The sequence below is a fragment of the Microbacterium sp. LMX7-1.2 genome, assembly GCF_040675935.1.
Taxonomy (GTDB): Bacteria; Actinomycetota; Actinomycetes; order Actinomycetales; family Microbacteriaceae; genus Microbacterium.
The window spans coordinates 2284470-2311355 of record NZ_JBEGIL010000001.1 but is presented as its reverse complement, the minus strand read 5'-3'; the positions used below and the strand labels follow the sequence as shown (position 1 = coordinate 2311355).

The 26886-nt window shown below is 69.1% G+C and carries 33 protein-coding genes and 1 tRNA gene; 5 read left to right on the top strand and 29 right to left on the bottom strand.

Features of this window, described 5'->3' with window-relative positions; all coding sequences use genetic code 11:
• Positions 1–365: 365 nt before the first annotated feature.
• The 14 genes from MRBLMX7_RS11295 to MRBLMX7_RS11230 form a co-directional block, all read right to left on the bottom strand.
• Positions 366–986, bottom strand: coding sequence for a hypothetical protein (locus MRBLMX7_RS11295; RefSeq protein ID WP_363368542.1), 621 nt, complete (start codon positions 984–986; stop codon positions 366–368).
• Positions 986–1135 (bottom strand): hypothetical protein, encoded by a 150-nt coding sequence (locus MRBLMX7_RS11290; RefSeq protein WP_363368540.1) that lies wholly within the window; start codon positions 1133–1135, stop codon positions 986–988. The genes MRBLMX7_RS11295 and MRBLMX7_RS11290 overlap by 1 nt, the downstream gene beginning before the upstream one ends.
• On the bottom strand, positions 1132–1431 hold the full coding sequence (locus MRBLMX7_RS11285; RefSeq protein ID WP_363368539.1) for a hypothetical protein: 300 nt from the start codon (positions 1429–1431) through the stop codon (positions 1132–1134). The genes MRBLMX7_RS11290 and MRBLMX7_RS11285 overlap by 4 nt, the downstream gene beginning before the upstream one ends.
• Positions 1428–1886, bottom strand: coding sequence for a hypothetical protein (locus tag MRBLMX7_RS11280; protein ID WP_363368537.1), 459 nt, complete (start codon positions 1884–1886; stop codon positions 1428–1430). The genes MRBLMX7_RS11285 and MRBLMX7_RS11280 overlap by 4 nt, the downstream gene beginning before the upstream one ends.
• Entirely contained in the window at positions 1883–2563 is a 681-nt protein-coding gene (locus tag MRBLMX7_RS11275; RefSeq protein WP_363368535.1) for a hypothetical protein, read from the bottom strand. The genes MRBLMX7_RS11280 and MRBLMX7_RS11275 overlap by 4 nt, the downstream gene beginning before the upstream one ends.
• Positions 2560–2952, bottom strand: coding sequence for a hypothetical protein (locus MRBLMX7_RS11270; protein ID WP_363368533.1), 393 nt, complete (start codon positions 2950–2952; stop codon positions 2560–2562). The genes MRBLMX7_RS11275 and MRBLMX7_RS11270 overlap by 4 nt, the downstream gene beginning before the upstream one ends.
• Positions 2949–3368: a hypothetical protein gene (locus tag MRBLMX7_RS11265; protein WP_363368531.1), complete on the bottom strand. Its 420-nt coding sequence runs from the start codon at positions 3366–3368 to the stop codon at positions 2949–2951. The genes MRBLMX7_RS11270 and MRBLMX7_RS11265 overlap by 4 nt, the downstream gene beginning before the upstream one ends.
• On the bottom strand, positions 3365–3535 hold the full coding sequence (locus MRBLMX7_RS11260; protein WP_363368529.1) for a hypothetical protein: 171 nt from the start codon (positions 3533–3535) through the stop codon (positions 3365–3367). Before MRBLMX7_RS11260 ends, MRBLMX7_RS11265 begins: the two co-directional genes overlap by 4 nt.
• Positions 3532–4362: a hypothetical protein gene (locus MRBLMX7_RS11255; protein WP_363368527.1), complete on the bottom strand. Its 831-nt coding sequence runs from the start codon at positions 4360–4362 to the stop codon at positions 3532–3534. Before MRBLMX7_RS11255 ends, MRBLMX7_RS11260 begins: the two co-directional genes overlap by 4 nt.
• A 34-nt stretch (positions 4363–4396) precedes the next feature.
• Positions 4397–4594 carry a hypothetical protein gene (locus MRBLMX7_RS11250; protein ID WP_363368525.1) on the bottom strand — a complete coding sequence of 66 codons (198 nt, stop codon included), beginning with the start codon at positions 4592–4594 and terminating at the stop codon, positions 4397–4399.
• The gene (locus tag MRBLMX7_RS11245) at positions 4591–4941 is read right to left on the bottom strand and encodes a hypothetical protein (RefSeq protein ID WP_363368523.1); all 351 of its coding nucleotides are present in this window, start codon (positions 4939–4941) and stop codon (positions 4591–4593) included. Before MRBLMX7_RS11245 ends, MRBLMX7_RS11250 begins: the two co-directional genes overlap by 4 nt.
• The gene (locus MRBLMX7_RS11240; RefSeq protein ID WP_363368521.1) at positions 4938–5144 is read right to left on the bottom strand and encodes a hypothetical protein; all 207 of its coding nucleotides are present in this window, start codon (positions 5142–5144) and stop codon (positions 4938–4940) included. The genes MRBLMX7_RS11245 and MRBLMX7_RS11240 overlap by 4 nt, the downstream gene beginning before the upstream one ends.
• 603 nt (positions 5145–5747) lie before the next feature.
• The gene (locus tag MRBLMX7_RS11235) at positions 5748–5930 is read right to left on the bottom strand and encodes a helix-turn-helix domain-containing protein (RefSeq protein WP_363368519.1); all 183 of its coding nucleotides are present in this window, start codon (positions 5928–5930) and stop codon (positions 5748–5750) included.
• Positions 5927–6139: a helix-turn-helix domain-containing protein gene (locus MRBLMX7_RS11230; protein ID WP_363368517.1), complete on the bottom strand. Its 213-nt coding sequence runs from the start codon at positions 6137–6139 to the stop codon at positions 5927–5929. The genes MRBLMX7_RS11235 and MRBLMX7_RS11230 overlap by 4 nt, the downstream gene beginning before the upstream one ends.
• Positions 6140–6259: 120 nt before the next feature.
• On the opposite strand from MRBLMX7_RS11230, the gene MRBLMX7_RS11225 reads away from it, so the two are divergent.
• From MRBLMX7_RS11225 to MRBLMX7_RS11210, 4 genes are all read left to right on the top strand, one after another.
• Positions 6260–6736 carry a helix-turn-helix transcriptional regulator gene (locus MRBLMX7_RS11225; RefSeq protein ID WP_363368515.1) on the top strand — a complete coding sequence of 159 codons (477 nt, stop codon included), beginning with the start codon at positions 6260–6262 and terminating at the stop codon, positions 6734–6736.
• Positions 6737–6796: 60 nt separating this feature from the next.
• The gene (locus MRBLMX7_RS11220) at positions 6797–7198 is read left to right on the top strand and encodes an ImmA/IrrE family metallo-endopeptidase (protein WP_363368514.1); all 402 of its coding nucleotides are present in this window, start codon (positions 6797–6799) and stop codon (positions 7196–7198) included.
• Complete coding sequence (locus MRBLMX7_RS11215; RefSeq protein WP_363368512.1) at positions 7191–8354, top strand: tyrosine-type recombinase/integrase; 1164 nt, start codon at positions 7191–7193, stop codon at positions 8352–8354. The genes MRBLMX7_RS11220 and MRBLMX7_RS11215 overlap by 8 nt, the downstream gene beginning before the upstream one ends.
• A 95-nt stretch (positions 8355–8449) precedes the next feature.
• Positions 8450–8523, top strand: a tRNA-Gly gene (locus tag MRBLMX7_RS11210).
• A 55-nt stretch (positions 8524–8578) separates the two neighbouring features.
• On the opposite strand, the gene MRBLMX7_RS11205 is transcribed toward MRBLMX7_RS11210, so the two are convergent.
• The 7 genes from MRBLMX7_RS11205 to MRBLMX7_RS11175 form a co-directional block, all read right to left on the bottom strand.
• Positions 8579–9265 (bottom strand): DUF1345 domain-containing protein, encoded by a 687-nt coding sequence (locus MRBLMX7_RS11205; RefSeq protein ID WP_363368510.1) that lies wholly within the window; start codon positions 9263–9265, stop codon positions 8579–8581.
• A gap of 82 nt (positions 9266–9347) precedes the next feature.
• The gene (locus MRBLMX7_RS11200; RefSeq protein WP_363368508.1) at positions 9348–11555 is read right to left on the bottom strand and encodes a DUF1349 domain-containing protein; all 2208 of its coding nucleotides are present in this window, start codon (positions 11553–11555) and stop codon (positions 9348–9350) included.
• 112 nt (positions 11556–11667) lie between these two features.
• A complete protein-coding gene (locus MRBLMX7_RS11195; RefSeq protein WP_152926238.1) occupies positions 11668–12597 on the bottom strand; it encodes a carbohydrate ABC transporter permease in 930 nt (309 codons plus the stop codon).
• Positions 12587–13537 (bottom strand): carbohydrate ABC transporter permease, encoded by a 951-nt coding sequence (locus MRBLMX7_RS11190; protein ID WP_363368506.1) that lies wholly within the window; start codon positions 13535–13537, stop codon positions 12587–12589. The genes MRBLMX7_RS11195 and MRBLMX7_RS11190 overlap by 11 nt, the downstream gene beginning before the upstream one ends.
• A gap of 4 nt (positions 13538–13541) precedes the next feature.
• On the bottom strand, positions 13542–14849 hold the full coding sequence (locus MRBLMX7_RS11185) for an ABC transporter substrate-binding protein (RefSeq protein WP_363368504.1): 1308 nt from the start codon (positions 14847–14849) through the stop codon (positions 13542–13544).
• Positions 14850–14922: 73 nt separating this feature from the next.
• Positions 14923–16548, bottom strand: coding sequence for an FAD-dependent oxidoreductase (locus MRBLMX7_RS11180; protein ID WP_363368502.1), 1626 nt, complete (start codon positions 16546–16548; stop codon positions 14923–14925).
• A complete protein-coding gene (locus MRBLMX7_RS11175) occupies positions 16545–17651 on the bottom strand; it encodes a LacI family DNA-binding transcriptional regulator (protein WP_363368500.1) in 1107 nt (368 codons plus the stop codon). The genes MRBLMX7_RS11180 and MRBLMX7_RS11175 overlap by 4 nt, the downstream gene beginning before the upstream one ends.
• A 229-nt stretch (positions 17652–17880) precedes the next feature.
• Between MRBLMX7_RS11175 and MRBLMX7_RS11170 the strand changes: the two genes are divergently transcribed.
• Positions 17881–18210 carry a sigma factor gene (locus MRBLMX7_RS11170; protein ID WP_363368498.1) on the top strand — a complete coding sequence of 110 codons (330 nt, stop codon included), beginning with the start codon at positions 17881–17883 and terminating at the stop codon, positions 18208–18210.
• 47 nt (positions 18211–18257) lie between these two features.
• Here MRBLMX7_RS11170 and MRBLMX7_RS11165 read toward each other — a convergent pair whose 3' ends face one another.
• From MRBLMX7_RS11165 to aceB, 8 genes are all read right to left on the bottom strand, one after another.
• Complete coding sequence (locus MRBLMX7_RS11165; RefSeq protein ID WP_363368496.1) at positions 18258–18386, bottom strand: hypothetical protein; 129 nt, start codon at positions 18384–18386, stop codon at positions 18258–18260.
• On the bottom strand, positions 18383–19522 hold the full coding sequence (locus MRBLMX7_RS11160) for a glycerate kinase (RefSeq protein WP_363368494.1): 1140 nt from the start codon (positions 19520–19522) through the stop codon (positions 18383–18385). Before MRBLMX7_RS11160 ends, MRBLMX7_RS11165 begins: the two co-directional genes overlap by 4 nt.
• 8 nt (positions 19523–19530) lie before the next feature.
• Positions 19531–21318 carry a glyoxylate carboligase gene (gene gcl / locus MRBLMX7_RS11155; protein ID WP_363368492.1) on the bottom strand — a complete coding sequence of 596 codons (1788 nt, stop codon included), beginning with the start codon at positions 21316–21318 and terminating at the stop codon, positions 19531–19533.
• A 28-nt stretch (positions 21319–21346) separates the two neighbouring features.
• Positions 21347–22252, bottom strand: a complete 906-nt coding sequence (locus MRBLMX7_RS11150) for a 2-hydroxy-3-oxopropionate reductase (RefSeq protein ID WP_363370900.1) — start codon at positions 22250–22252, stop codon at positions 21347–21349.
• 20 nt (positions 22253–22272) lie between these two features.
• Complete coding sequence (locus MRBLMX7_RS11145; RefSeq protein WP_363368490.1) at positions 22273–23058, bottom strand: hydroxypyruvate isomerase family protein; 786 nt, start codon at positions 23056–23058, stop codon at positions 22273–22275.
• Positions 23059–23200: 142 nt separating this feature from the next.
• On the bottom strand, positions 23201–24016 hold the full coding sequence (locus MRBLMX7_RS11140) for a bifunctional allantoicase/(S)-ureidoglycine aminohydrolase (RefSeq protein WP_363370897.1): 816 nt from the start codon (positions 24014–24016) through the stop codon (positions 23201–23203).
• A complete protein-coding gene (locus tag MRBLMX7_RS11135) occupies positions 24013–25284 on the bottom strand; it encodes a DUF6986 family protein (protein WP_363368489.1) in 1272 nt (423 codons plus the stop codon). The genes MRBLMX7_RS11140 and MRBLMX7_RS11135 overlap by 4 nt, the downstream gene beginning before the upstream one ends.
• Entirely contained in the window at positions 25284–26882 is a 1599-nt protein-coding gene (gene aceB, locus MRBLMX7_RS11130) for a malate synthase A (RefSeq protein ID WP_363370895.1), read from the bottom strand. The genes MRBLMX7_RS11135 and aceB overlap by 1 nt, the downstream gene beginning before the upstream one ends.
• Positions 26883–26886: the final 4 nt, after the last annotated feature.

The following is a 26886-nucleotide window of genomic DNA, read 5'->3' as shown; positions in this document are numbered from 1 at the left end:
GCCCCTTCAGATCGGTGGGGCCACCTCCTCGGCGGTCCCGTCGTCATGGAGTCGAACCCAGCCGTAGAGGACGTGGAGGATCGGCCACGTCAGCGGGTTCGCGTGGCGCGGGACGATGAACCCGAGCCGCGTCGCCTCGGCTGGGTGCGCATGCGCCCAGCCGTGGCATCCGGTCGTCCCCGATCCGCAGAGCAGGACGCCGTTCGAAACTTCGTCACCGCCCCCTCGGGAGCGGAGCTTGCGGTGGTGACGGGATCCGTTGTTCCATATCTCCACTCCGCACCGAGCGCACCCCTGCATCTCGCGTCCGTCGATCAGACGGTTTCGCTCGGAAAGGGCACGCCCGGTCAGTCGAATTGCCTTGGTCAGCGCAGCAGCATGTTCTGTTGGATGAGCGCTCGCGCCGAGGTCGCTTCGAAGAGGATCGGCAGCTTCGCCTCCCGCGGTGCGTGCACGCGCACTGGTTCGCCGTGGTTGAGCATCAACGCGAGATCACCCACGAACGACGGATTGAGCGCGTACACCGGGATAAAGGACTCGCCGTCGCCGCTGGGCTCCGGATAGAGCCGCTCAACCGGCGGAAAGTTCCCCTTCAGCGCATCCAGCTCGTACGAGAATGCCGATCCGGACTCGGGCTCGACGATCCGGGCGGTGAGGTGTGTGCCGTTGTCGTCCACCTTCCAGGCGATCTCCAGCAGACGTTCGTGGCTGACCTTCTTGCCCTTGTGGTCCGTCTTCAGGATCCAGTCGACCATCGCTCGAGGCATGAGGAAGCTGCCGAGCCTCTTCGGCCCGGTGTAGTTCAGCGATGCCTCGTGGACGCGGTATCGGTCGGTCGCGTCGACCACGATCGATTCGTGCGTGATCCTCCAGCGCACCGCGGTGAGTACCGGTGCGACGTCATCCTTCGAGGCTGCGGCAAGCGCGAACTTCAGCGCCCATGCTGCCGCAGCACGCGGGATGGTCACCTTCTCGGTCCTCGCCATCAGGCCACCCCACTCAGGATGCGCGTCCGCTCCCGCTTCGACTCGCCGGGGCGCGTAGCGAGCTTCGCCAGCTTGTCGAACGCGGGCAGTGCATCGTGCGCGGCCTGCCGCTGCTCAGCCTCGGCGCGCTTGACGTCCTTCGTCTTCACAGCTTCTCCTTCTCGGCCCGCTCGCGCAGCAGCGCGAGGAAGATGGGCACTTCGTCGTGGTAGATGACCTGTTCGAACCGCGGGATCGCAATGTCGAGCGGCGTCATCCCGAACGGGGCGAGTGCGCAGCACAGCGCCTCATAGGCGGCTTCCGTGGCCCGCTCGATTGCGCGCTGAACGGGCGGTGCGACGGGCACGGTGATGAACTCCTCGCGGATGACCAGCGGCATCCGGCCGAGCATCACCGAGTCGACGACCTTCACGGCGACGCCGCTCGATGCGACGACGAACGTCATGCGGTCCTCCGATGCTGAATGGCGGTCATGCCCTGGATCCCTTTGTTCGTGTTCATGAGCCCGTAGTGCTTCGCCTTCAGCGCGGCCACGATGCTCTCGATGTGGTGGCAGACCGCCTTCTTTGCCAGCCAATCGGCCAGCTCCGACTCGGCGTCCAGCTCTGCGAGCGCGCGGGCTACCGTGACGCTCTTCTGCTCGCGTCCGTGCTTCGACAGCGCGGCGTTCTTGCGGCGCGAGTGCGTCACCTCGGCGTCGTAGCGCTCCTCGTTCGCGTGGAGCAGCAGATCCGCCAGCTCGAAGCCGAGCATCTCGATCTGCCGCAGCGCGGCGTCGATCTCAGCGGGCGTCTCCACCGGAAGATCCCGCATGCGCTCGGCGCGAGCGCGGAGGCGCGGCCAGTCCTCAGAGACGGGCCGCACCTCCACCACTTCGCCGGTCTGCGGGACGAGCGTCACCGCTTACCCCTGCGGCGCCGGTTGCCCTGCCCCTGCGGGCGCGGCGTTTCCGGCTTGCGCTTCGGCATGTCAGCCGGCGACGGTCCCACGGGCTGCGGCTTCGGCGCGGTGGCGAGTTCGATCTGCCGCTCCGTGAATGCCGCCTGCAGCCCCTCGACCGAGAGCAACGCCTCGGCCTCGCGCGCCTCGTCGTAGAGCGCCTTCAGTGTCACGGCATCCGCCGCTGCCACCTCGGCGAGCCATGCTCGGGGCGGATCCCACGTCGTGATGACGTCAGGCTGCGCCCGTCCGATCCGCTGCACCTCGACGGTACGCGGCGGGCCGAGCAGCGGAGCGAGCACGTCGGCGAACACGACTCTGTAGGCGTGGCGTTCGACCTCGGCCCCGAAGATGCTCATCGGCTTCTCGGAGCGTTCGATCGACCACGCTGCGTCTTCGCCGTCGCTCGCCTCGCGCTCTGCCCACGAGATCACGACGACGCGCGGTGACTGACCGCGACGGGTGATGACGACGCGGCCGAGGGCGGGCGGTTCACTGTGCCCGAACCAGTAGGGCGTCCACCGCTCCCCATCTTCGGAGAACTCCGGCCCCTCTATGCCCTCGAGATCACCGGATGCCAGGACCGTGGCCCGCGCGACCGCGACCGGGATTGACTGATAGGCGTCCTGCTCGCTCACGCAGCCTCCCTCGAGATCGTGACCGCGGAGCGCGCGGCGTCTCGCGGGGCGATTCCCGCCAGGATCGCGTCGGTGAATTTCTTCGTCGACACGGCGAGACGCACGACGACCGTACGCTCCCGACGCCGCTCCACCTGGAACGCAAAGCGGTCCGTGAACTCATGCGCGGGCATCGAGTGCAGCGTGTCCGGGTCGTGGCGGTAGCGGAACTGCACCGTCTTCTTGTTGCGGCGCGAGTCCGAGAACACCTCCCCGATGCTGTCGGTGCCATGCGGACGGAACAGATCGCCGCGCTTCAGCGTGAGACGCTTCGCCGGGCGGTTCACGACCGGATGCTGGCGGAAGATCGTCGGCTCGAGACGCTCGAACTTGTGAGGGGAATGGCTCACTGGTCTTCTCCCATCATGATGTCGAACTCGGGGATCACGTTCTGCGGCTTCAGGACGATGCGCGTGTGGTACTCGCTGACGTCGATCGGCTTCTCCTGCGTGATCGCGACCGAGTCCTGATCGCCGAGCAGCAGGAAGTGCTTCCGGTACTCGTCCGGCCCCTGCTTGCAGGTGATCTCGAGCGCGCCCGGGAGGAAGGACTCGGCCGACTCCATCGAGCAGCGGCCCTCCGCGAAGAAGATCCGTTCGCCCGTAATCCCGTTCACCGCGATGATCGTCCGCTGCACCTCGAACGCCTCGGCGGCGGTCGAGAGGTTCCGGCTGGCCTGGTCGGCATCCGACGAGCAACCCGCGAGGGCTGCGGCGGCGACGAGCACGGCGCCCGTCGCTGCGATGATCCTGTGCTTCAGCTTCACGCTGCACTCTCCTTCGGGTAGGCGGCGAGCGCCTTCTGGATGCGCGACTGGCCGCGGCGCGCGGTACGGGCGGCGCGTGCCTGCGCCTGCTGCATGCGGCGGCGAGCGGCGCGGTTCGGCCGTGCGACCTCGGTCACCTTGTCGACGTGTTCTGCGATGCCGATCACGCGGCGTCCTCCTTCGGTGGGGCGATGGTGAGCGAGCTGCGCACCTTCGGCTTGCGGTACTCGGTTTGTGCGTCCTTCAACAAACGCTCCGCCTCGGCGATCACCGCGGCGGCGTCCGCATCGGCAGCGAGGAATGCCGCCTTGTCGAACTCGTCGCCGTCCGTCACGCTGTAGCGCAGCGAGCCGCGCTCCGAGGTGATGTTCTGGGGCTTGCCCTCGTTCTCGTCGAGCCAGGCGCGCACGACCTTGTCGGCCTCCTTGCCGCGCCAGACGGCCTCGATCGCCTCGAGCACCTCGAGGGGCGTTCCGTCGTCGTCCGTGTCCGGGCGCCCGGCGTCGATCCACGCCAGATAGGCGTTCGCGCCGTCGATGAGGCGCTGCAGCTCGTCGGGGTCGTCCTGGATCTCGACGATGTTCGGCTCGAGCGTGAGCGGCTGGCCGTTCTCGTCGACTTGCCACCAGACGACGACGGCATAGCCGGCGTCCATCACGTACTTCTGCCAGAGCGCGTCACGGATGATCTTCTTCGGAAGCCCTCGGGACCAGTCCTCGACCGTCGTCTTGATCTCGGCGATAGACCACTCGCCCTCATCCTCCAGGGCACAGTCCGGGGTCGCGGCGTGCATTGGCGTCAGCTCGTGAGCGAAGAGGATGCCGCACGGCGGGATGCCGAGGTGCGCCTGCACCCACTGCTGCACGACGGGCTCGAGGCGGTGGCCGCGCTTCGTCGCGGCGTTGCCGCCGAACGACCCGCCCGTCTCGGCGTCCAGCCGCTTGAACGTCGCGATGCCCGCGCCGACGAGCTGCGTCGCCCGAGTCTTGGTCACGCGACGATCGCGCTCCCGATGCCAGTTCTTCTCGTCAGACGAGCTGACTAGTGCGATCGGCACTCTGGCCCACCACCTTCCGTCTTGCGTGCGCCTCGACGACTGCCCAGGCGATGATGAGGATGAGGCCGACCCACACGACGGCCTCGAAGTTGAAGGCACCGGGCTTGGCGTACTCGACCAAGCTCCCGATGAAGAACACCGCCGTCAGTGCGAGCAACAGAGCTTTCATGTCGCGCGCTCCTCTCCGAGCCACACCCTCATGCCCGCCTCTCGGGTCAGGTTCGGGTGATGCTTCAGCCACTCGGCAAGTCGGCCCGCGGCTTTCGCCAGCTCGGCACCCTGGTAGCCGTGAGTGACAAGGAACTCTGCGGCCTCGGCGTGCTCCGACGTGTCGACGACCTCCACAGCGGAAGGGAGCGCGGCGACGGGAGCGGATGGCCCCGGCTTACGCGGACCGCCAGCGTCGGCGATCAGCTTGTCCGCCAGCAGCTCGGCGATCTCCGTCTGCTTCGCTTCGGAGAGCTTGTCCGCGATGAGGGCGAACGCTCTCGTGCGGTCAAGGATGGACGCGCTCATGCGGCGTCCTCGTCTCGGTAGCGCGGCACCTGCTGCATCAGTTGCTCGGTGCGTCGGCGGTGGTTGTCGGCGGCTTCGATGCGGTCGGTATGAGCGACCCACGCCTCCACCGTCATGCCCGCTCGAGCGGCGGCGCGGGCCGTGGCCTCGCGCATCGGGTCGGTACTGTGCGCCACCTTCGGCGCGAAAGTCGTCGTGGACACGGCCACGCCTCCTCTGCTCGTTGAATCGAATGGATGGAAACTCGAGGGGCCGGGAGTCCCCACGACTCCCGGCCCGTGCGCCCCAGCGCAAGCCGCGGAACTCCCCAGTCCGCAGCGACCCGGCGCTCCCCAGAAGCTCCGGTTGTGCCCCGAGCGGGAATCGAACCCGCCTGCAGCCGTCCGAGCGATGCTCGCCAGACGGTCGGAGCCCTGCCTGCCTACGACGCATCCGGGCCTCTACCCGTTGAACGTCGCGTGTAGCAGCGCATCCCAGCCGAGATCGGCCAATGAGGTAGATGCGCCCCCGTAGCAAAGTCGTGTTTCGCGTCGACTCGCATCGCTGCGAGCTACCGGCGCGGGACCACCACGGCCCCCATCGGATCGAACGTCACCCTGTCGATGAAGCCAGAGGAGGCGCGAGCGGTCCTGGGGACATCCCGCCTCGATGGGCTTGCATCCGGATTCGGTGTCTCTGATCCGGTTCCTGTGTGGAGTTGTCAGTGTGCGATGACGGCCGGTCCGCGCATCCCTCGGGATGTCGTCCGGGTCGTGCTCCCATCTCTGTCTGAGAGATGCCCCGCCCAAGTCGGGAGGATGGGAGCGTTAGGCTGCTGCGCCTTCCGATTCCATGAACCGGTCCAGCTCGGCCTCGGCGTATCGGATGGCCCGCCCGATGCGCTTGAACTTCGGACCTCGTGGGGGATCCATCGCCCGCCAGTTCGCGAGCGTCTTCACCGCGAAGCCGGTGTGCGCTGCCGCCTCGGCCGGCGTCCGCCACGCGCTCACGCCGCCACCGCTTCGGGATTGAACGCCCGAGCGATTGCCGCCATGACGCGTCCGACGTACGCTTCCGCCGGGATCAGCGCGCCGCACTCGACCTTCGAGAGATATGCCGGAGCGGTGTCGGCCATCCTCGCTACATCGCTGAGGGTGAGGCCCGCCGCCTTGCGAAGCGTGCGAAGCGCCTCACCTGTGTGCCCCTTGGTTGCTGCCATGTTCAGAAAGGTACGTCGTTTCTGAACATGGGTCAAGCCGACACGTCCAGAAAAATGAGCCTCATGTCAAGATTCAGGGCCATATTGACCTAGGAATCCCTACATTGCTACGCTCATCCCATGTCAAGAAAAAAGTCTCTGCTGGACACGCGAGAAGGCCGCGCGGAACTCGCTGCGCGCGTCAAGGACGCCCGGACGGCGCTCGATCTGCGACAGGAAGACCTGGCGGCGGAGGCGCGCGTGTCGCGCACCACGCTGATCGACATTGAGGCGGGGAAGCTCATCCCGCAGTCGGGCACTCTGCAGCGAATCCTTGACGTGCTCGGAATCGACGCTGAGCCCAACGAAGACTTCGACCGCGACACGCGCATGTGGATGGGAATGGTCGGAGGCATGCTGCAGGCGCTGCCCCCGGAGCGTCGCGACCGCGCGGGGCAGGCTGCGGTGAACGCCGTCGCTCAAGAACTCACCGGGAAGTCGAATGTCCTTGGCCTCACGGAAGATGACGTGCATGTGACTCCGGAGGGTCCGCGCGCGGGATACGCGCTCGCTGCGAAGCGCGGGCGCAAGAAGGCCGACGAGCCACACGCTGAATGAGGGGGAACGCGCTTGCTCGAACTGATCCGGTTCGCTGCCGCACAGGGGATTGAGATCCACGTGGCACATCTCGATGAGGGTGTGCTCGGATACTGGTCCCCCGAAGAGGGGCGGATCTACTACGACTGGATGCTGACACCCAATGAGGCGCGCAGCACGGTCGGCCACGAGCTGGGCCACTTCCACCACGGGCACCACTGCGACAGCTCACGCAATGAGTACCAGGCCGACTACTACGCGGCCTGCCTGCTCATCGACCCGGACGAGTACGCCAGGGTCGCAGCGTTCAATCCCGAACAGCACTACATCGCCGACGAGCTGTCCGTCACCGTCGAGCTGATCCAGTTCTTCGAGCAGCACTGCCTCACCAGCCTGCAGGGCGTCACCTACGTGCGCCCCCGCCACGGCCGCGCGCAAGCCGCTCTCCGCCGCTTCACACATCGAGGACTCGTCTATGGCTAGGCCACCCCTCCCGATCCAGACTCACGGGGAGATCCGAACGCAGCAGCTCAGCAAAGGGCGCTGGGAGGCGAAGACGCGCTATCGCGACTTCGACGGCACCACGCGGCAGATGCGCCGCGTCGGCGCGACCGCGACCGCAGCCAAGAACGCCGTGAAGGAAGCCGTCCGCGACCGCCTGAGCACGAATGGTGACGACGCGCTCACCGCCGACAGCCGTCTTCGCGACCTCGCCGATGCCTGGTGGTCCGAGTACAAGGCCAGCAAGGACGTGCCCGCCGGGACGCTCAACCGCTACCGCTACGTGCTCGAGAACCACATCAAGGCGGGCATCGGCGATCGGCGGCTACGCGAATGCGGCGTGCCGGCTCTCGACAAGTTCCTGAAGGTGAAGGCTGCAACGGTCGGGTATTCGACAGCGTCGATCGCGTCGGTTCTCCTCCGTGGCATGTTCGATCTGGCCGCGCGCCACGGTGCCCTCGATCGCAACCCCGTGCTGAGCGTCGCGGCCGTGCCGAAGCCGGGAGGGAAGCCGCGCGCCTTCACGCTCGAGGAGGTCGGCGAGCTGCGCAAGATCCTGCGGGAATGGGACGCCGGGATCGACAAGCGCGGCATGCCGCGCGTGAGCGACCTCGCCGACCCTGTCGATATGTTCCTCGGCACGGGATGGCGCCCTGGCGAGATCTTCGCGACCGAGTGGGAGTTCGTCGACCTGACGCAGACGCCTGCCCGAGCCCGGCTCGGGGCGACGATGGCGAAGGACGCGAGCGGGCGCTGGCGGATCCAGCGGCACAGGAAGAACCACAAGGAGATCAACGCGCCGCTGCCGCCGTTCGTCTCGCGGATGCTGCTGCGACGCCGCGTGAACTCCGTCTCGCCCCTCGTCTTCCCCTCGTCCACCCTGACGCCGAGGATCCCCGACAACTTCCGCACCCAATGGCACAACGCGCTGAAGGGCACCGAGTTCGAAGGCCGCGTGCCCAAGGAGTTCCGCTCCACCGTCGCCACCTACCTGCGCGACCACGTCGGCATCGAGGCGGCGCAGCACCAGCTCAACCACGCGCACATCAGTACGACGGAGGACCGCTACGCCGTCGAGGTCACCTACCTGCCCGACCACACCGACGTGCTCGAGCAGTTCGACGTGCTCGCAGACTGAAAGCGTTGCGTTTACGGTGCGTTTGGGCTTTTGCCACCCGACCTGTAGGCTGGCGATACTCGTCTAGCCGCGGAATTACGCGGAAGTTCGAGCACGGGGCTGTAGTTCAATGGTAGAACTTCTGCTTCCCAAGCAGACAGCGCGGGTTCGATTCCCGTCAGCCCCTCCACATGTGACTTTCGCAGCTGATCCGGACACCGGTTCCACTCCTCGACGGGAGCGGTTCATAGCGCCACCGAGATGAGGAGCGACGCGAAGACGGCGATGATCGCGGTCGAGTACGCGAACGCGAGCACCGAGTGGAGGATCACCAGCCTCCGGATGCCCCGCTGCGTCAGCTGCACGTCGGAGGACGAGAACGTCGTCGACAGCTGGACCGCGAGGTAGACGAAATCGATGAAAGCACGAGCATCCGAACCGGGGAAGATCATTGAGTCCTCGTTGGCCCAACGGCGCATGTACTCCACCGCCATGATCGCGACCATCAGAACCCAGCTGCCGCCGACGCCGACGACGCAGATGAGGACCATCCACAGGTTCCGGCTGCTGTCTCCGACGGTGAGAAGGACGACGGAGACGACGCCGATGATGAGAACGGTGCCGGCCCACGATGTCGGGCTCGAGAGAAGAAGCCACCGTGTCAGCGAGTTGCGTTCGTCGGTGCGGACGAGCTGCGCACGAAGGGCGTCCCCTTCGAGATCTCGGAAGCTCACCCACGTCAGGATGAGGAACGCGGGACCGTACAGACCGAACAGCAGAGTGATGAAGAGGGAACTGAATGCGGCTCCCCCGTCGAGAACACCCGTGCTCTCGCCCACACCGAGCGCGATGGCGGCGAGGGCTCCCGCGATGACAGACGCGAGCGCGTGCCGGATCGCTTCACGTGATAACGCTTTCCAGACTCTGTTCATGCATCGACCCTAGCGAGAGCGTTCTGCGCAGCATCCTCCACCCCGCGTCGCTCCGGGAGGAGGATGCTGCGCATCGTTCGCGTCAGACGAGTCTCCTCCTGCGCAGGACGACGAGACCTCCGCCCAGGCCGAGCAGGAGCACGGCCGCCAGGACGAACGGGAGCGGGTCGGCGCCCGTCGACGCGAGGCCGCCGGCCCGCACGACGAACGAGGCGCTCACCGAGCCCGCCGCCGCACCGGTCAGCGTCACGGTATGCGTGCCTGCCGCAGTGTCGGACGGGATGGTCCACACGAAGCGCACGGTCCCGTCCGCGTCGGCGGTCTGCGCACCGAGGTCGAGCGGCTCGGAGCGCATCACACCCGTGACGCGCTCGCCCGGCTCGAAACCGGTGCCGGTGACGGTCTGCACCTGACCGGGCGCGCGCTCGGCATGGCCGAACGTGACCGCGACCTGTGCCGGTGCGTCCGTGCCCGGGTCTGCACCCGGATCTGTACCGGGGTCCATCCCCGGGTCTGTACCGGGATCGGTACCGGGACCCGTTCCCGGATCGAGACAGGCCGCATACGCCTCAGGCGTCGGCGAGAAGCGGAACCAGTCGAAGGTCGCCGGGAGCTCCGCGGCGGCCGTGGACCCCCGGAACGCGAACGGCCCGACGTGCGTGTACCGTGCGACGCCCGGTGATGCCTCGAGCCGAACCCGGTTCCCGAACGCTTCGAACGCCACCCCGTCGTACGACACCGACGCCTCGATCTCGCGGCCGTCGCTGGTCAGACGTAGCCACACCTCGGCGACCTCGGTGCGCTGCTGGCTGGTGAAGACCGGCCCGCCCGCGCCCACGAGTTCCACCACGCGCCCCGGCGTGGCCTTGCCGAGGTCGAACTTCAGGTAGGTCGTGTCGTTCGCGTAGAGCAGCAATCCGGCCTGCTGGAAGTTCTGCGTCGGGGTCAGACCGACCTTCGTCGTCACCTGCCAGGACCCTGCGGGAAGCTCCTGCTGCAGCAGCGGGGCTGCAGAGACCCCTCCGGTGTACGTCGGCACGATCAACGCTCCGTCCGAGACGGAGTGGCGTGCGGCATCCGCTCGCACCGTGCGGTCCCACTGGTCACTCAGCGCGCCCGCGAACTCGTCCGATCCCGGAGCCGCACACGTGTCGAAGACCGCGTTCGCGGCATCTTCGGCGAATCCGCCGAACGGCGGTTCGATGACCGTCTCCGCTCCGGCCTTCGCCCACGCGATCGTCCCGCCCAGGCGGTCGCCCGACTCGTAGAACAGATACGTCTCGCCACCGTCCGTGACGATCTCCGGAGAGGCGACCCGGCCCGTGTCGGTCCCGAGCCCGCTCGACTGGTGCAGCACGATCGGCACCTCCCCGACGTCCCGGAGGGTCGGATCGATCGTGCGGGCGTAGGACTTGCCGCTCGACGCGTGGTACAGCACGTAGAGCTGGCCATCGTGCTCCCAGAGGTTCGGGCCCGAGACGTTCGCCCCCTCCTCCTCGCCCGGCGCGACGACGGGCACCGGGTCGACGACCCACGTGCGGCCGTCGACGGACTCCGCGAGGCGGATGCGGCGGATGCCGGTCAGCCCGCCCCCGACCGGGGTGTCGTCGTTGGCCATGTAGAACATGGCGAAGTTGTAGGGCGAGTCGGGGTCCGGGTGATCGAAGACCCGGGCGTAGGAGGTCTCGGTGATGCGCCGCGTGCCCGGCACGTCGCCCATGGCGTTCGTGACCGCGACGTCGCCGTAGGTGAAGGTGATCCCGTCGTCGCTCGTCGCGAAGCGCGTAACCGAGTTGTTGCCGTGGAAGTAGAGGAACATCGTGCCCTCGACGGCGTTCCAGACCGCGTCGGGGCTCGACACGTGCGGCACGGGTCCGTAGTGCGGCGGCCAGTCGTTCGTGATCACGGGACCTGCGGCGTACTCGGTCCACGGACCCTCGAGGCTGTCGGCGTACATCAGAACGATCCCGCCGGGATCGTCATGCGGCGCCAGGTAGAGGTACCACTCGCCGAGCGGGTTGGCGAAGTGCTCCCCGGCGTGGAAGACGCTGGGGAAGATGTACTCGTCTGTGGGGTTGTAGATCATGTCGAACTTGTCGGTGATGATCCCCTGGTAGCCGAAGACCGGCCAGTCGGCGGGCGGGGGCGCCACCTCCGCGGCGACGCCGGGCCCCGATCCGACGGGAGCCGCCTGGGCGGGGAGGGCGCCTCCCGCCGCCATGACCGCGGCGACGGCGACGGCGGCGAGTGAGAGTGCGCGTCGCTGCGCACGTCGGGCTGTCGTTCTCATTGCTTCTCCTTCGTTGGATGCGTCGATGGATCTTTCGATGGATGCGCTGGCGAGGGCGCGACGAACAGCGCTCGCTCGGAACCGGGCGAGATGCGGGTGAGGGCGCTCCGGGTCAGCCCTTCAGTCCGGTGTGGGCGAGTCCCTGCACGAACTGCTTCTGCGCGAAGAGGAACACGACCAGCACCGGCACCACCGTGAGGGTCGTGGCGGCGAGCTGCACGTTCCACATCGGCCCGCCGTAGGCGTCGACGTACTGCGTCAGCGCCTGCGGCAGCGTGAACATGTCCTTGCTCGACAGGTACACGATCGGTTCGAGGTACAGGTTCCAGGACTTCAGGAACGTGAAGATCGCGACGGCGGCGAGCGCGGGACGCGCCAGCGGGAAGGCTATGCGCCAGAAGATGCCCCAGCGACCGAGCCCGTCCATGCGTCCGGCTTCCTCCAGCTCGGTCGGGAGCCCGAGGAAGAACTGGCGCATGATGAACACCGCGAGCACCGCGGGCGCTCCGAGCACGGGGATCACGATCAGCGGCCAGTGGGTGTTGATCAGGCCGAGCGAGTTCACGAAGCGGAACAGCGGGACGATCGTCACCTCGCTCGGCACGAGCAGCCCCACCAACACCACCAGGAAGAGCGCGTTCGCGCCGGGGAAGCGGATGCGGGCGAACGCGTACCCGGCCATGGCGGCGACGAGCATCGTCCCCACGGTGACGAGCGCCGCGATGTAGAGGCTGTTCCAGTACTGCTGCGCGAACGGCTGCAGGCGGAACACCTCCCCGTAGGCGTCCGCGGACGGGTTCGCCGGCCACAGCGTCGGGACCTTCTGCAGGATCTCGCTCATCGGCTTGAAGCTGCTCGTGATCATCCACAGCGTCGGGAAGACGAAGGGGATGCTGAGCACGGCCATCAGCGCGATGAGGCCTCCCGCGAACCAGCGGCGCCGGCGGGTGGCCGCGCCAGGTCGCTCACGGCGCTCCGCGGACCCGGTCGTGACGGCACGGGTGCTGAGGGACTCCGGCCGGTCGATGACGTCAGTTCTCATTGAAGACCCACCTCTTCCTGGTCTGCCATTGCACGAGCGTCAGCACGAGCACGATGAGGAACATCAGCACCGCGATGGCGCTCGCGTAGCCGAAGTCGTTGAAGCGGAACGCCTGCTGGTACAGGTAGTAGACGAGCACGGTCGTGGAGTTGCCCGGGCCGCCGCCGGTGAGCACCGCGATCTGCGCGAACACCTCGAGCGAGCCGACGATCGTGAGGATCATCACGAGCAGGATGGTCGGGCTGATCATCGGCAGCGTGATCGCGCGGAAGCGCCGCCAGGCGCCGGCGCCGTCGATGCGGGCCGCCTCGCCGATCTCCTCGGGCACGCCCTGGAGCGCGGCGAGGAACAGGATCATGTTGAGCCCGACGTTCTTGAACACCTGCACCACGATCACGGCGAGCATCGCGGTGACGTCGTTGCGGAGCCAGTTCGGACCCTGGATGCCGACGGTGGCGAGGAAGCCGTTGATGCCGCCGTCCGCCTGCAGCAGGAAGCTCCAGACGATGGTCCAGGCGACGAGCGAGACGACGACCGGCGAGAAGAAGAACGTGCGGAACGTCGTCGTGCCGGGGAGCTTCTGGTTGAGCAGCACGGCGAGGAAGAGCGCGAGCGTGACGTTGAGCACGACCAGCCCGATCGAGAACCACAGGCTCGCGAGCAGCGAGTCGCGGAGTCCGGGGTCGGAGAGCATCCGCTCGTAGTTGTCGGCGCCGGCGAACACGAAGGTGTTGGCGAGCACGTTCCATTCGTGCAGCGAGAACCACAGCACGGCGACGAGCGGCACGAGGACGAAGGCGACCGAGCCGAGCACCACGGGGGCGACCATCGTGTAGCCGACGATCCAGTCCTGCCGCGTCGCCGCGGAGCGGCGGGGGCGCACGGGACGCCCCTTCCGCTCCGCGGTGTCGGCCGCCGCGAGGACGGCGGAGGATGTCATGCGGTCAGCCCTCCAGGAGCGGAGCGATCGTCTCGCAGGTGCTGCCGAGCACGGACTCCACGTCGGCGTCCGCGGTCCACAGGGCGTCGAGCTGCGCACGCACCGTGTCCTGGATCTTGGCGAAGTTCGGGTGCGCGGGCTTCGTGACGGCATCCTGGATCCCGTCGACGACCACGGCCTGCAGCTGCTCCTCGCTGAGGCGCGGGTTGCCCGCGGCGAGGGTCTCGGCATTCAGCAGGGACTCCCGGGGCGGCGGGAAGTACGCCGCGAGCTTCTCGGCGTTCTCGGGTGCCGTGAAGTAGGCGAGGAAGTCGGCGGCGACGCTGGGGTTCTCCGCGTTCGCGAACACCCCGATGCCTGCCTGGCCGATCACGTTCTGGCGACCCTCGGGTCCGTCGGGCAGCGGGACGACGTCCCAGCCGAAGGAGTCGTCGAGTGCGGATGCACGACTGATCTGCGTGATCGTCATGGCAGCGTCCCCGGCGAAGAAGTCGGCGGTGACGCCCGGTTCGGGCATCGCCCCGTCGACGAAGATCGCGTCGTGGATCCATGTCATGGCATCGACCATCTCGGGATCCGTGAGCGTGCAGCTGGTGCCGTCCTCGCTCCACGGCGAGGCTCCGAACGACGACCAGATCGTGGCGAGGTTCTCCCACACCTTGTAGTCGAAGTCGCGTACGACGAGACCCTGCTTCCCCGACGTCGCGGCCGAGGCGGCCGAGATGTCGCGCGCCGCGTCGAACGTCCAGTCTCCCGAGGCGACGAGGTCGGCCGGGTTCGGCTGTCCGGCGGCGGCGATCTGGTCGGTGTTCACGAACACGGCGAACGGGCTGTTCGAGAACGGATACGCGAAGAGCTCGTCGTCCTGCTGCCACAGGGCGAGCGAGGAGTCGAGCAGGTCGTCGTACTCGTAGCCCTGGTGATCCTGCAGCGTTCCGGTGATGTCGTAGAGCGCTCCCGAGGAGACGAACTCCGGGGCGTAGCTCTCCAGGATCCAGCCGAGATCGGGGGCGTTGCCTCCCGCGAGCTGCGTGGTGAGCGTCGTCGTGTAGTCGTCGAACGGGATCGGCTCGAACGTGACCTTCGAGACCAGGTCCGGGTTCTCGGCCACGTACTCGTCGGCGATCTCCTGGAAGAGGCCGAGCTGTGTCTCGTCGGCGGTCCAGACCGTCATGCGGAGCTCGACGGGCTCGTCGGGAGTGGCGGTGCCCTCGGGGCTCCCGCTGCATCCGGCGAGCACGAGGGCGACGGCGGCGATGCCGGCCCCGGCCGTCAGCGGCAGACGCCGACGACGCGATGCGGATGTGCTCATGGTGGTCTTCTCCTTGCTGTGCTGTGATTCGGGTGGGCTGTGCGGTGATTCGGGTGGGTAGTCGATGGTCGTCTCAGTAGGCATGCACGCGCCCCTCGGGCCAGTGCAGCTCGACGCCCGCAGCCTCGAGCTCGCGCTGGTAGTCGGAGCGGATGCCGGCGTCGGCGTGCACCTCGCGCGGGGTCGCACCGGTCGCTGCGCAGTAGGCGGCGAGGTGGCCGGCGGCTTCGCCGACGTTCCACTCCACGGGGTGCAGCCGGTAGCAGCCGTTGGTGATGTGCGTCGTGCCGATGTTCTTGTTCGCGGCGAGCAGGTTGGCGGTGCGCTGCGGGATGAGCGCGCCGAGCGGGATCTCGAACGGCGTGGAGGCCACGTCGATGTAGGTGTCGCCGCCCGTGGAGGGGTGCAGGTCGATGCGGTACATGCCGACGCCGACCGACTCCTCGTACCTGGTCGCACCCGCCTCGCCGCGCACGTCGTAGGAGACGTCGTTCTCGGTGACGGTGGTGAGCGCCCGGATGCGCCGGGACTCGCGGTGATACGGGGCCTGGGCGAGCCCGTCGTCCGAGCCCATCACGTCGGGCCGCAGCCGCAGCCCGGGGTACCCGGTGCCGCCGTCGGCGCGCGGCGCCTCGGTCTGCATCCAGTACATCATCGAGAGCGACAGCTGCCGCGCTCGCCGGTAGTGCTCCAGCTCCTCGTCGCGCGGGATGTCGAGCACCGGGGCGAGGAAGTAGTCGATGCTGGGCCAGTTCACGAGGCAGATGTCGCTCTCGTAGAAGCCGCGCTCGAACTGGTCTCGCGCGGCGATGCGCCGGAACGTCCACAGGTTCGCGTCGCCGGCGTTGCGCGACTGGTCGGCGTCGACCTCGGCGACGTCGTCGCCCGGATTCGGGTCGAACGCGCGCGTGCCCATCTCGAGCGTGCGCGGGTTCGGCGCCTCCCACGACAGCATCCGGCTGCCCTGCCAGGCCTCCGGCAGGTAGTCGCGCCAGAACTCGTAGTCGGTCGGGCGCTCGATCGTGTGGTCGCCGTCGACGTGCTCGATCGCAAAGCACACGCTCAGGGCCTGCACGTTCTCGGGCTGCGCCTCGTCCGGCGCGCTGGGCTCGCCCGTCTCGGCCCGCGACTCGAAGCCCGTGACGTACGCGGTGCCTGTCAGCGGCAGCAGCTCGCCGGTCTCGGTGGCGTCGAGCACGTAACCCGCGCTGACCGCGACGGTCTCCCCGTCGACCTCGGACTGCAGGGTGACGCGGGTGATGCGGTCGCAGTCGACGTCGGCCGCGATCGGGCGCACGCGCTCCAGGAGGCGGATGCGGCCCGTCGACCGGTGCGGCGCGAGCATCTCCTCCAGCACGCCGACCGCGATGCGCGGCTCGTGGCACAGCTTCGACACCCAGCCCGCGCCGGGGTTGAGGTCGGCGCGGCTGCTCGCGGCATCCGTCAGCGGGTAGCGGCGGCGGTAGACCTCGCGGATGCCGTCGCGCAGCTGCCGGTAGCGGGCGGTGATGCCGAACTCCTCCACCCAGGGGTGCTCGTCCGGCGGCACCGCCTGCGAGGTGAGCTGGCCGCCGATCCACGGGTACTCCTCGGTGAGGATCACGTGGGCACCCCGGTCGGCGGCGGCCAGGGCGGCGGCCACGCCGCCGAGTCCGGCGCCCACCACGAGGATGTCGGTGGTCAGTTCTCGCGTTGTCACGAAGGGTTCCTTTCGAAGGGGCGGGTGAGGGCCGGCGCGAGGGCGAGCGTGTCGCCGTCGACGTCCGGGCAGTCGATGAGCTGGTGGTAGTCGGCGTCGGTCAGCTGCAACGCCGTCGACGATCGGGCGGAGGAGCGACGCGGGGGCTCGGCATCCTGGTGCACGATGCGCGAGAGCAGGACGAGCGCGCGGGCGCCCATCTCCTCGCGCGGCACGGAGAATCCCGACCAGCGGCGTCCTCGACGCAGCGGCAGGTGTGGCTGACCCAGCAGCACGATCGAGATGTCCCGGGGCACGGCGAGTCCCCGCGCCTCGATCGCCTCCGCGATCTCGTCGGGGTCGTTCTCCGGAGCGAGGAGGAGGGCGGTGATGCCGCGCTCGACGACCTCGCCGACGCCGCGTGCGGGCTCGCGCAGGTCGAGGAAGCGCGGCGCGAGCCCCTTGGCCGTCATCGCGTCGCGATAGCCGTCGACGCGATCGCGCGTGGACTGGTCGTCGCCGCGCAGGCCCGCGTAGGCGATCTGGGTGTGGCCGAGAGCGACCAGCCGGTCGATCTGACGGGCGGTGGCCGTGACGTAGTCGGCGCCGACATACGGCAGCAGGTGCTTGTCGGTCTCGCGCTTGCCGATGAACACGAAGGGGTAGTTCGTGTCGAGCAGATGCTGCAGCTCCTCGCGGTCCTCCTGTTGACCGAGCAGCAGGCATCCGTCGGCGATGCCGAGCCGCTGCCATCCGTCGCCCGCCAGCCGGCGCCGGCCGTCGACCACCCGCGCCGAGGTGAACAGCAGCATGTCGACGCCGAGCTGCTCGGCCGCCTCCTCGATGCCGTTCAGGAAGGCGCCGTAGAAGTCGCGGCCTCCGCGAGGGAAGGTCTTCTCGTAGGTGAAGACGCCGAGCAGCTGGTTCTTGCCGCCGGCGAGACGCTGAGCCACCGGATTGGCCGAGTACCCCGTGATGCGGAGCGCCTCCTGCACGCGGTTGCGCGTGGCCTCCGAGATGCGGACGCCCTTCGGCGTGTGCCCGCTCAGGACGATGCTGACGGTCGCCTGGCTGACGCCGGCGAGAGCGGCGACGTCGGCCTGCGTCGAGCGGTGATGAGGCATCGATCCTCCTTGATCGCCTGCGGGGTGCTTCCCTCACTCTGGCGACCGAGGACCGGGATGGTCAACGTGATAATACGCATTATTAGCGGATGTCCCGAGATCTGGTGCGTCGACGACCTGATCCGCGGCACGCGCGTCGCCCGCGGCGGGCGAGACCGTCCGCTAGCACCTGCGAGCGCTCACACGCAACCACCGGGCGCCACGACCCTCTCCGTGCCACGCTCGACCCATGGACGCCCTCATGAGTGCCTCGCCTGCGGGTGAGGATGCGGAGCGGCTCGCCGAGCGCGGGATGCTGATCGATGCCGCCGCCGGGAGCCGCGAGGCGTTCGCGCACCTGTACGACCTCACGTCGGCTGGGGTGCTCGGGCTCATCCTCTCCAGAGTCGGAGATCGTCGTTCCGCGGAGGACCTGCTGCTCGAGACCTACGTCCGGGCGTGGCAGCGGGCCTGCGACTTCGCGGCGTATCACGGAGCGGCCCGCGCCTGGATCTGCGCGCTCGCACTCCAGGTCATCGTCGAGCGCTCAGACGGCGCCGCACAGGAGCCCGCCGCGTAGAAGCCGTCCGAGGGCTCAGTCGTCGAGCGCCCCCGCGGGGTCCGCGGTCACTTGACGCTGCGGAACAGGTAGACGAGCGCCCGCGCGAAGCGCCGGATCCAGCCCTCGCCGTCAGCGGCGCGCAGGTCCGGGTCGATGTGGGCCGCGTCGCCCGTGCCGTCCGCGGCGGTCGTCATGACACGGCCCCCGACGACACGGCGATGTGCTCGCGCGCGATCGCCCGACCGACCTCGCGCAGCAGCGGGACGGCATTCGCCATGCTGCGCTCCTTCTCGGGTTCGAGGGTGCTCAGCGCATAGACCTGCGCGAATCCCGCATCCGCCGCCTGAGCCTCCGACAGCGCGGCACGCCCGCAGGCCGCGACGGTCGGCACACCCGCCTCCGCGGCGAGCGCCGCCACTCCGAGCGGCGTCTTGCCGCCGAGGCTCTGCGCGTCGAGGCTGCCTTCTCCCGTGATGACGAGGTCGGCCCCGGCGATCCGCTCGGCCAGTCCGGTGAGCCGCAGCACGACCTCGACGCCGCGCTCGCGCCGGGCGCCGAGCACCGCGAGTGCCGCATAGCCGACTCCCCCGGCGGCGCCCGCGCCTTCCGCGTCCACAGACGGGATGACGCCGGGCGCCTGCTCGATCAGCTCGGCGAAGCGCGCGAGTCCCCGTTCGAGCACGATCACGTCGTCGTCGGACGCGCCCTTCTGCGGGGCGAACACGACTGCGGCGCCGCGTTCCCCGAGCAGCGGGTTGTCGACGTCGCTCGCCAACACGAACGAGGTCTCGTCGAGTCGCGGGTCGAGTCCTGCGAGATCGACCGAGGCGAGACCGGCGAGGGCGGCACCCCCCGGAGTCGCCTCGCCGGTCTCCGTCTGCAGGGAGGCACCGAGTGCGTGCAGCATCCCGGCCCCTCCGTCGGTGCAGGCGCTGCCGCCGACGCCGAGCACGATGTCCCGGCATCCGCGATCCAGCGCCGCGAGGATCAGCTCTCCCGTGCCGCGGCTCGTCGCGGTGAGCGCGGCCTTCTCGCCGCGCGGCAGCACATCGAGTCCGCTCGCGGCGGCCATCTCGATGATCGCCTCGGCACCGCGCACAGCGAACCGCGCGACCACCGGCTCACCCGTCGGTCCGGTGACCGTCGCGTCGACGGGAGAGAAACCGGCGGCGAGGGCAGCATCGATGGTGCCCTCACCGCCGTCCGCCACCGGTACGGCCTCGACGACCGCATCCGGGAGGACGTCGTGGATGCCGTCGGCGAGCGCCGCGGCCACCTCCGGCCCCGTGGCGGAGCCCTTGAACTTGTCGGAGGCGATCACGATACGCACGGCCGGACTCAATCCAGCAGCGCGTACACGGCCTCGGGGGCGTCGGCGGGCGACGTCGCGAGGTCCTCGAACTCGTTCATGGTGTCGAGGTCGGCGCCCATCGCGATGTTCGTGACCCGCTCGAGGATCACCTCGACGACGACCGGCACCTGGAACTCGGCCTTCAGCCGCTCGGCCTCCGCGAAGCCCGCGGCGAGGTCCTCGGGACGCTCGACCCGGATCGCCTTGCAGCCGAGACCCTCGGCGACCTTGACGTGGTCGACGCCGTATCCCGTGGCGACGCTCGACGAGTCCTCCGGGGTGTTCACGTTGTCGAACGCGAGCGACACCTCGAAGTCCATCTCGAACGCCCGCTGCGACTGGCGGATGAGGCCGAGGTAGCTGTTGTTGACGACGACGTGGATGTACGGCAGCTTGTGCTGCGCACCGACCGCGAGCTCCTCGATCATGAACTGGAAGTCGTAGTCGCCGCTGAGCGCCACGACCTGCTCATCGGGCTTGCCGCGCACCACACCGAGAGCTGCCGGGAGGGTCCAGCCGAGGGGTCCGGCCTGACCCGCGTTGATCCACTGGCGGGGTCCGTACACGTGCAGCATCTGCGCACCGGCGATCTGCGAGAGGCCGATCGTGGTGACGTAGGTGGTGTCGTGGCCGAAGGCCGACAGCATCTCCTGGTACACGCGGTGCGGCTTCATCGGCACCTGGTCGAAGTTCGTCTTGCGGTGCAGGCGCGCCTTGCGGTCGCGGCACTCCTGCGCCCAGCCGTTGTAGTCGGGCAGCTCGGCGACGCGGTCGCGGGCGGCGTCGAGCAGGGCGTCGAGGAACGCCCCGGCATCCGACACGACCCCGTAGTCGGGCGCGAACACGCGGCCGATCTGCGTGGGCTCGATGTCGACGTGCACGAACGTGCGCCCCTTGCGGTACGTGTCGAGACCGCCGGTGTGGCGGTTCGCCCACCGGTTGCCGATGCCGAGCACGAAGTCGCTCTCGAGGAAGCTCGCGTTGCCGTAGCGCTGCGAGGTCTGGATGCCGACGAGTCCGGCCGCGAGCGGGTGGTCGTCGCCGATCGCGCCCCAGCCCATCAGGGTCGGGAACACGGGCACGCCCAGCGTCTCGGCGAGTTCGACGAGCTTCGCGGATGCTCCGGAGTTCACGATCCCGCCGCCGGCGATGATCGCCGGGTGGGCTGCGGCGGTGAGCATGTCGAGCACCTTCTCGGCCTGCGCGCGGGTTGCCGCGGGCTTCGCGACGGGCAGCGGCTCGTACGTGTCGATGTCGAACTCGATCTCGGTGACCTGCACGTCGAAGGGCAGGTCGATGAGGGCCGGTCCGGGGCGACCGGAGCGCATGATCTGGAACGCGGTCTGGAACGCGCCGGGGATCTGGCCCGCCTCCAGCACGGTCTTCGCGAACTTCGCGACCGGCTTCGCGATCGACGCGATGTCGACGGCCTGGAAGTCCTCCTTGTCGAGCTTTGCGACCGGCGCCTGACCGGTGATGCAGAGCATCGGGATGCTGTCGGCGATCGCCGCGTACAGGCCGGTGATCATGTCGGTGCCGGCGGGGCCGGAGGTGCCGATGCAGATGCCGATGCGGCCGTCGCCGGTGCGGCTGTAGCCGTCGGCCATGTGCGAGGCGCCTTCGACGTGGCGGGCGAGGGTGTGGCGGATGCCGCCGTGCTGGCGCATCGCGGAGTACAGCGGGTTGATGGCGGCCCCGGGAAGGCCGAACGCCTCGGTGGCGCCCTCCTTCTCCAGGATCAGGACGATGGCGTCTACTGCGCGCATGCGTGTCATGGAAGTGTCCTTCGTTCGGCGACCGGGATCAGCGGCCGGAGAGTTCGGTGGTGAGCTTGAAGAGGCCCGAGTGGTCGAGGCCGCCGTCGCCGCGGGCGACGAGGGCGTTCACGAGCTGGGCGACGGCCGCGCCGAGGGGGACGGTGACCCCCACGGACCGCGCGGCCGCGGCGACGATGCCCAGATCCTTGTTGTGGAGGGCGAGACGGAATCCGGGGGCGAAGTCGCGGTCGAGCATCTTCTGCCCCTTCTGGTCGAGCACCTTGGAGCCGGCGAGGCCGCCGCCGAGCACCCGCAGCGCCGCGTCGGTGTCGACGCCGAACGCCTCGAGGAACGTGACGGCCTCGGCGAGCGCCTGGATGTTGACGGCGACGATGAGCTGGTTCGCGGCCTTGACGGTCTGGCCGGCGCCCGCGGGGCCGACGTGCACGATGGTCTTGCCGATCGCGTTCAGCACGGGCTTGGCGGCGGCGAAGTGCTCCTCGGAGCCGCCGACCATGATCGACAGCACGCCGTCGATCGCCCCCTGCTCGCCGCCCGAGACCGGGGCGTCGACCGCGCCGAGGCCGGCCGCGACGGCCTCCTCCGCGAGCGTCTTGGCGACGTCCGGACGGATGGACGAGTTGTCGATCCAGAGCGCGCCCTTCTTCGCGTTCGCGAAGACACCGCCCTCGCCGCGCACGACGTCTTCGACGTCCGGGGAGTCGGGCACCATCGTGAGGATGACGTCTGCATCCTTCACGGCGTCGGCGATGCTCTCGGCTCCGGAGCCTCCTGCCGCGACGAGCTTCTCGATCGGCTCGGGGCTGCGGTTGAACCCGGTGACCTCGTACCCCGCCGAGACGAGGTTGGTGGCCATGGGGAGGCCCATGATGCCGAGTCCGATGATGGCGATGCTGGTCATGTCGTGCTCCTTCGCGGAAGTGCTGTGCAGTGTCGGGGGTGCCGGGCGGCTCAGCGGCCGAGCCAGGCGAACGCCTCGGCCTGGGGTGTCTTGTACTCGAGGCCGACGGGCCCGGCGTAGCCGCCGGTGCGGGCCGCGTCGATCCAGGACGTGAGCGGCAGCTCGCCGCTGCCCGGCTCTCCGCGCCCAGGGGCGTCGGCGATCTGCACATGCCCGAACTCGGCCGCGTGCTCGGCGATCACCGCGGCGACGTCGTCGCCGTTGACGGCCAGGTGGTAGAAGTCGGCGAGCAGGCGCACGTTGTCGACGCCGTGCTCGTCGCGGACTCGGCGGATGATCGCGAGCGCGTCGTCCGCGGTCTTCAGCGGATAGGCGTCGATGCCCGAGACGGGCTCGAGCAGCACGATGCCGCCGATCTTCGCGACGGCCGCACCGGCGTACGCGAGGTTCTGCACCGCGAGGTCGTCCTGCGCCTGCGGGTCGACGCCGTCGAGGCGGTTGCCGTACAGGGCGTTGAAGGCCTTCGTGCCCAGGCGCTCGCCGATCGAGACGACGACGTCGACGTTGGCACGGAACTCGTCCTCGCGGCCCACCCAGGAGACGAGGCCGCGGTCGCCGGCGGGCATGTCGCCCGCGAAGAAGTTGAGGCCGGTGAGCTGCACGCCGGCGTCCTGGATCGCGGCGACGAAGGCGTCGACGTCCTCCGTCGTGGGCACGGCCTCGGAGAAAGGCCACCAGAACTCGACGCCGTCGAAGCCGGCATCCGCGACGGCCGCCGGGCGCTCCAGCAGGGGCAGCTCGGTGAGAAGGATCGAGGCGTTGACGGTGTAGCTCATGAGATCATCCTTGATTTCGAATCGTGGAAGAAGAATTCCTTGTAATGAAAAGAGTACGCTGGGTGGTCGAGACTGTCAACGCCTCGAACGCGAGAAGGCGCCACCCGCCCGGGGTGACGCCTCCTCGACCGGTCGGGACCGCTCAGGTGAGACGGATCTGCCGGTTCATGTCCTTGTACAGCAGGTAGCGGAACGGCTCAGGACCACCCGCGTAGCAGGCCTGCGGACAGAACGCGCGCAGCAGCATGTAGTCGCCCGCCTCGACCTCGACCCAGTCGTCGTTCAGGCGGTACACGCCCTTGCCCTGCAGCACGAACAGGCCGTGCTCCATGACATGCGTCTCAGCGAACGGGATCGACCCGCCGGGCTGGAACGTGACGATGTTGACCTGCATGTCGTGCGCCAGGTCGCTCGCGTCCGAGAAGCGCGTGGTCGCCCACACGTCGTCGGTGTCGGGCATCGAGACGGGCTCCACCTCCTGGTCGCTCGTCACGAAGGATGCCGGGGCGTCGACGCCCTCGAGCCATTCGTACGCCTTGCGGATCCAGTGGAAGCTCGTGACCTCGTCGCCCTCGTTCGCGAGAGACCAGACGGCGCCCGGCGCGAGGAACGCGTAGCCGCCCTCCTCCAGCACGTGCGTCTCACCCTCCAGCGTGAGGGTGAGGCGCCCGGTCGTGACGAAGACCACGCCCTCCACTCCGGCCTCCACCTCCGGCCGTGCGGCACCGCCGCCGGGGGCGATCTCCACGATCAGCTGCGAGAACGTCGTCGCCGAGCTCGGCGTCGGCCGGGCGATGATCCACGCGCGGGTGTCGGTGAACCCGGGCAGGCTGCTCGTGACGATGTCGCGCAGCACCCCCTTCGGGATGAACGTGTACGCGAGCTTCACGACCGCGCGGTCGGTGAGCAGGTCGGTCTGCGGCGGCAGTCCGCCGCTCGGGGTGTAGTACGACATCAGGCCTCCTGGGTCTGGAGTTTCGGGTGGGCGAGGCGCAGGAGGTCGCGGGGCGTCGCGCCGACGGCATCCGTCACCTCCGCCTCGGTGAGCGCGCCGCATTCGAGTCCGCGCACGACGAAGCGGGCGAGGGCCCTGGCGGTCGCGGGCTCGTCCATGATCGCGGCATCCGCGCCGTGCAGATAGGCGTCCAGCCGGCGCGCGGCGGCGGCGAAGCCCTCGCGGTAGAACGCGTAGGTCGCCAGGTACCGGGTCGGCAGCTGCGCCGCGTGCAGATCCCAGCCCTGGTAGTAGCCCCGCTCGAGCGAGCGCCGAACGAGCCGGGCGTGCAGCCGCCAGGCATCGAGAGCATGGTCGGGATCGCCGACCGGGATGACGTTGGTCGAGCCGTCGGACAGGCGCACGCCCGTCTCGGCGACCGCGACCTGCATGACCTGCTTGGCGTGATCGGCCGCGGGATGCTCCATCGACTGGTAGGCGGCGGAGATCTGCAGCGAGGCGCTGTAGTCGTAGGTGCCGTAGTGCAGCGCCGAGATCCGACCGGGTGCGCGGTGCAGCAGCGTCGCGACGGGCACCGAGCCGTCGGCGGCGACGATCAGCTGCGGCGTCTCCATCTGCACCTCGAACCGGAGGCGGCCGGGAGCCAGCCCGAGCCGCTGCTCGAAGGTCTCGCACAGCGCCACCATGGCGTCGACCTGCGCGACCGTCGTCACCTTGGGCAGCGTCAGCACGAGACCGTCCGGCAGCTCGCCGTGCGCCGCGAGCGTGGTGAGGAACAGGTCCAGGGTGCGGATGCCGCGACGCCGGGTCGGCGCCTCGAAGCACTTGAACCGGATGCCGATGAACGGCGGCGCCGTGCCGGTGGCGACGGCTTCGGCGACGCGCTGCGCCGCGAGCACGGCATCCGCGTCCTCCTCCTCGTCGGGCCGTGCGCCGTAGCCGTCCTCGAAGTCGAGGCGCAGATCCTCGACCGGCTCCGCCGCGAGCTTCGCCTCGACGAGGGGCGCGAGGTCGGCGGCGAGATCCCCGAGCCCGACCGCCTCGGCGAGCGCGGCGACGCCACCGGCGCCGGCCGCGACAGCCGCGGCATCCGCACCCAGCCGGGCGGCGAGATCCGGGGTGAACCGGTCGGCCGGCACGTACAGCGTGTGCACCGGCTGGCGGCTGCCGTCGTCGCCCGGGTACGCGGTCGCGAGCAGTTCGTCGGTCGCGGCCAGGCGCTCGTCGATGTCGGCGAGATCGCTCTCGTTCAGCGTGTTCTCGGCCGGCATCAGTCGACCAGCTCGTACGCGGGCGTGGTGAGGAAGTCGACGTACTCGTCGTCCAGGCACAGGTCGCGCACCAGGCGCGCCGCGGGCTCGTAGAACTTCGCGAACGATCCCGGGGCGACCTCGCCGCGGAGGCGTTCGACCTCCTCGGCGAGCACCGACTCGACGAGTTCCGGCGTCACCGTGCGGCCGGTGTCCGACAGCACGGTGCGGTTGCGCACCTGCTGCCACACCTGCGAGCGCGAGATCTCGGCCGTCGCGGCATCCTCCATGAGGTTGTGGATCGCCACGGCGCCGTTGCCGGACAGCCAGACCGCGGTGTACGCGATCGCGACGTAGAGGTTGGTGCGGAGCCCCGCCTCGGTCGCCGACCCCTCGGCGGAGAGGATGTCGAGCAGCTGGTCGGCCGTGACCGAGACGTCGTCGCGCAGCCGGTCGAGCTGGTTCGGCTTGTCGCCGAGGACCGCGTCGAAGACCTCCTGGCACACCGGTACGAGGTCGGGGTGCGCGACCCACGAGCCGTCGAAGCCGTCGTCGGCCTCGCGGGTCTTGTCGGCGCGCACCTTGGCGATCGCGGCCTCCGTGACCTCGGGGTCGTTGCGGTTAGGGATGAAGGCGGCCATGCCGCCCATCGCGAACGCTCCGCGCCGGTGGCACGTGCTCACGAGCAGCTCGGTGTACGCGCGCATGAACGGCGCGGTCATGGCGACGCTCGCACGGTCGGGAAGGACGAAGTCCTCCCCCGCGTCGCGGAAGTACTTGATGATGCTGAACAGGTAGTCCCAGCGACCGGCGTTGAGACCGGAGGCGTGGTCGCGCAGCTCGTAGAGCATCTCGTCCATCTCGAAGGCCGCGGGGATCGTCTCGATGAGCATGGTCGCGCGGACGGTGCCGTGCGGGATGCCGAGCTCCTGCTGCGCGAACGTGAACACGTCGTTCCACAGACGGGCCTCGAGATGGCTCTCCATCTTGGGCAGGTAGTAGAACGGGCCCTGTCCGGACTCCGCGAGCACGGCCGCGTTGTGGAAGAAGTGGAGGCCGAAGTCGACGAGCGCGCCGATCGCCGGCGCCCCGTCGACCTCAATGTGCCGCTCTGCCATGTGCCATCCGCGCGGACGGACGACCACGACCGCGAGCGGGGCGTCGTCGCGCAGACGGTACTCCTTGCCGCCGGAGGCGCTGAACGACAGCGTGCCGCGCGCCGCGCCGAACAGGTTGACCTGCGCGTCGATGACGTTGAACCAGTTCGGGGCCGCGGCGTCTTCGAGGTCGGCGAGCCAGACCTTCGCGCCGGAGTTGAGCGCGTTGATCGCCATCTTCGCGGGCGTGGCGGGGCCCGTGATCTCGACGCGGCGGTCGCGGAGGGCCTCGGGCGCCTCGGCGACCTTCCAGTCGCCCGCGCGCACTTCGGTGGTCTCGGGGCGGAAGTCGAGCCGTCCCGCGGCGGATGCGGTGGCCCGGTGCTCGACGCGGGCGGCGAGCAGCTCGTCGCGGGTGGAGCGGAAGCGCTCGTGCAGCTTCGCGAGGAAGTCGAGTGCCTCGGGCGTCAGGATCTCCGCGGCACGGGAGACGGTGGAGGGGGTGGTGACGTTGGCGGACACGGTG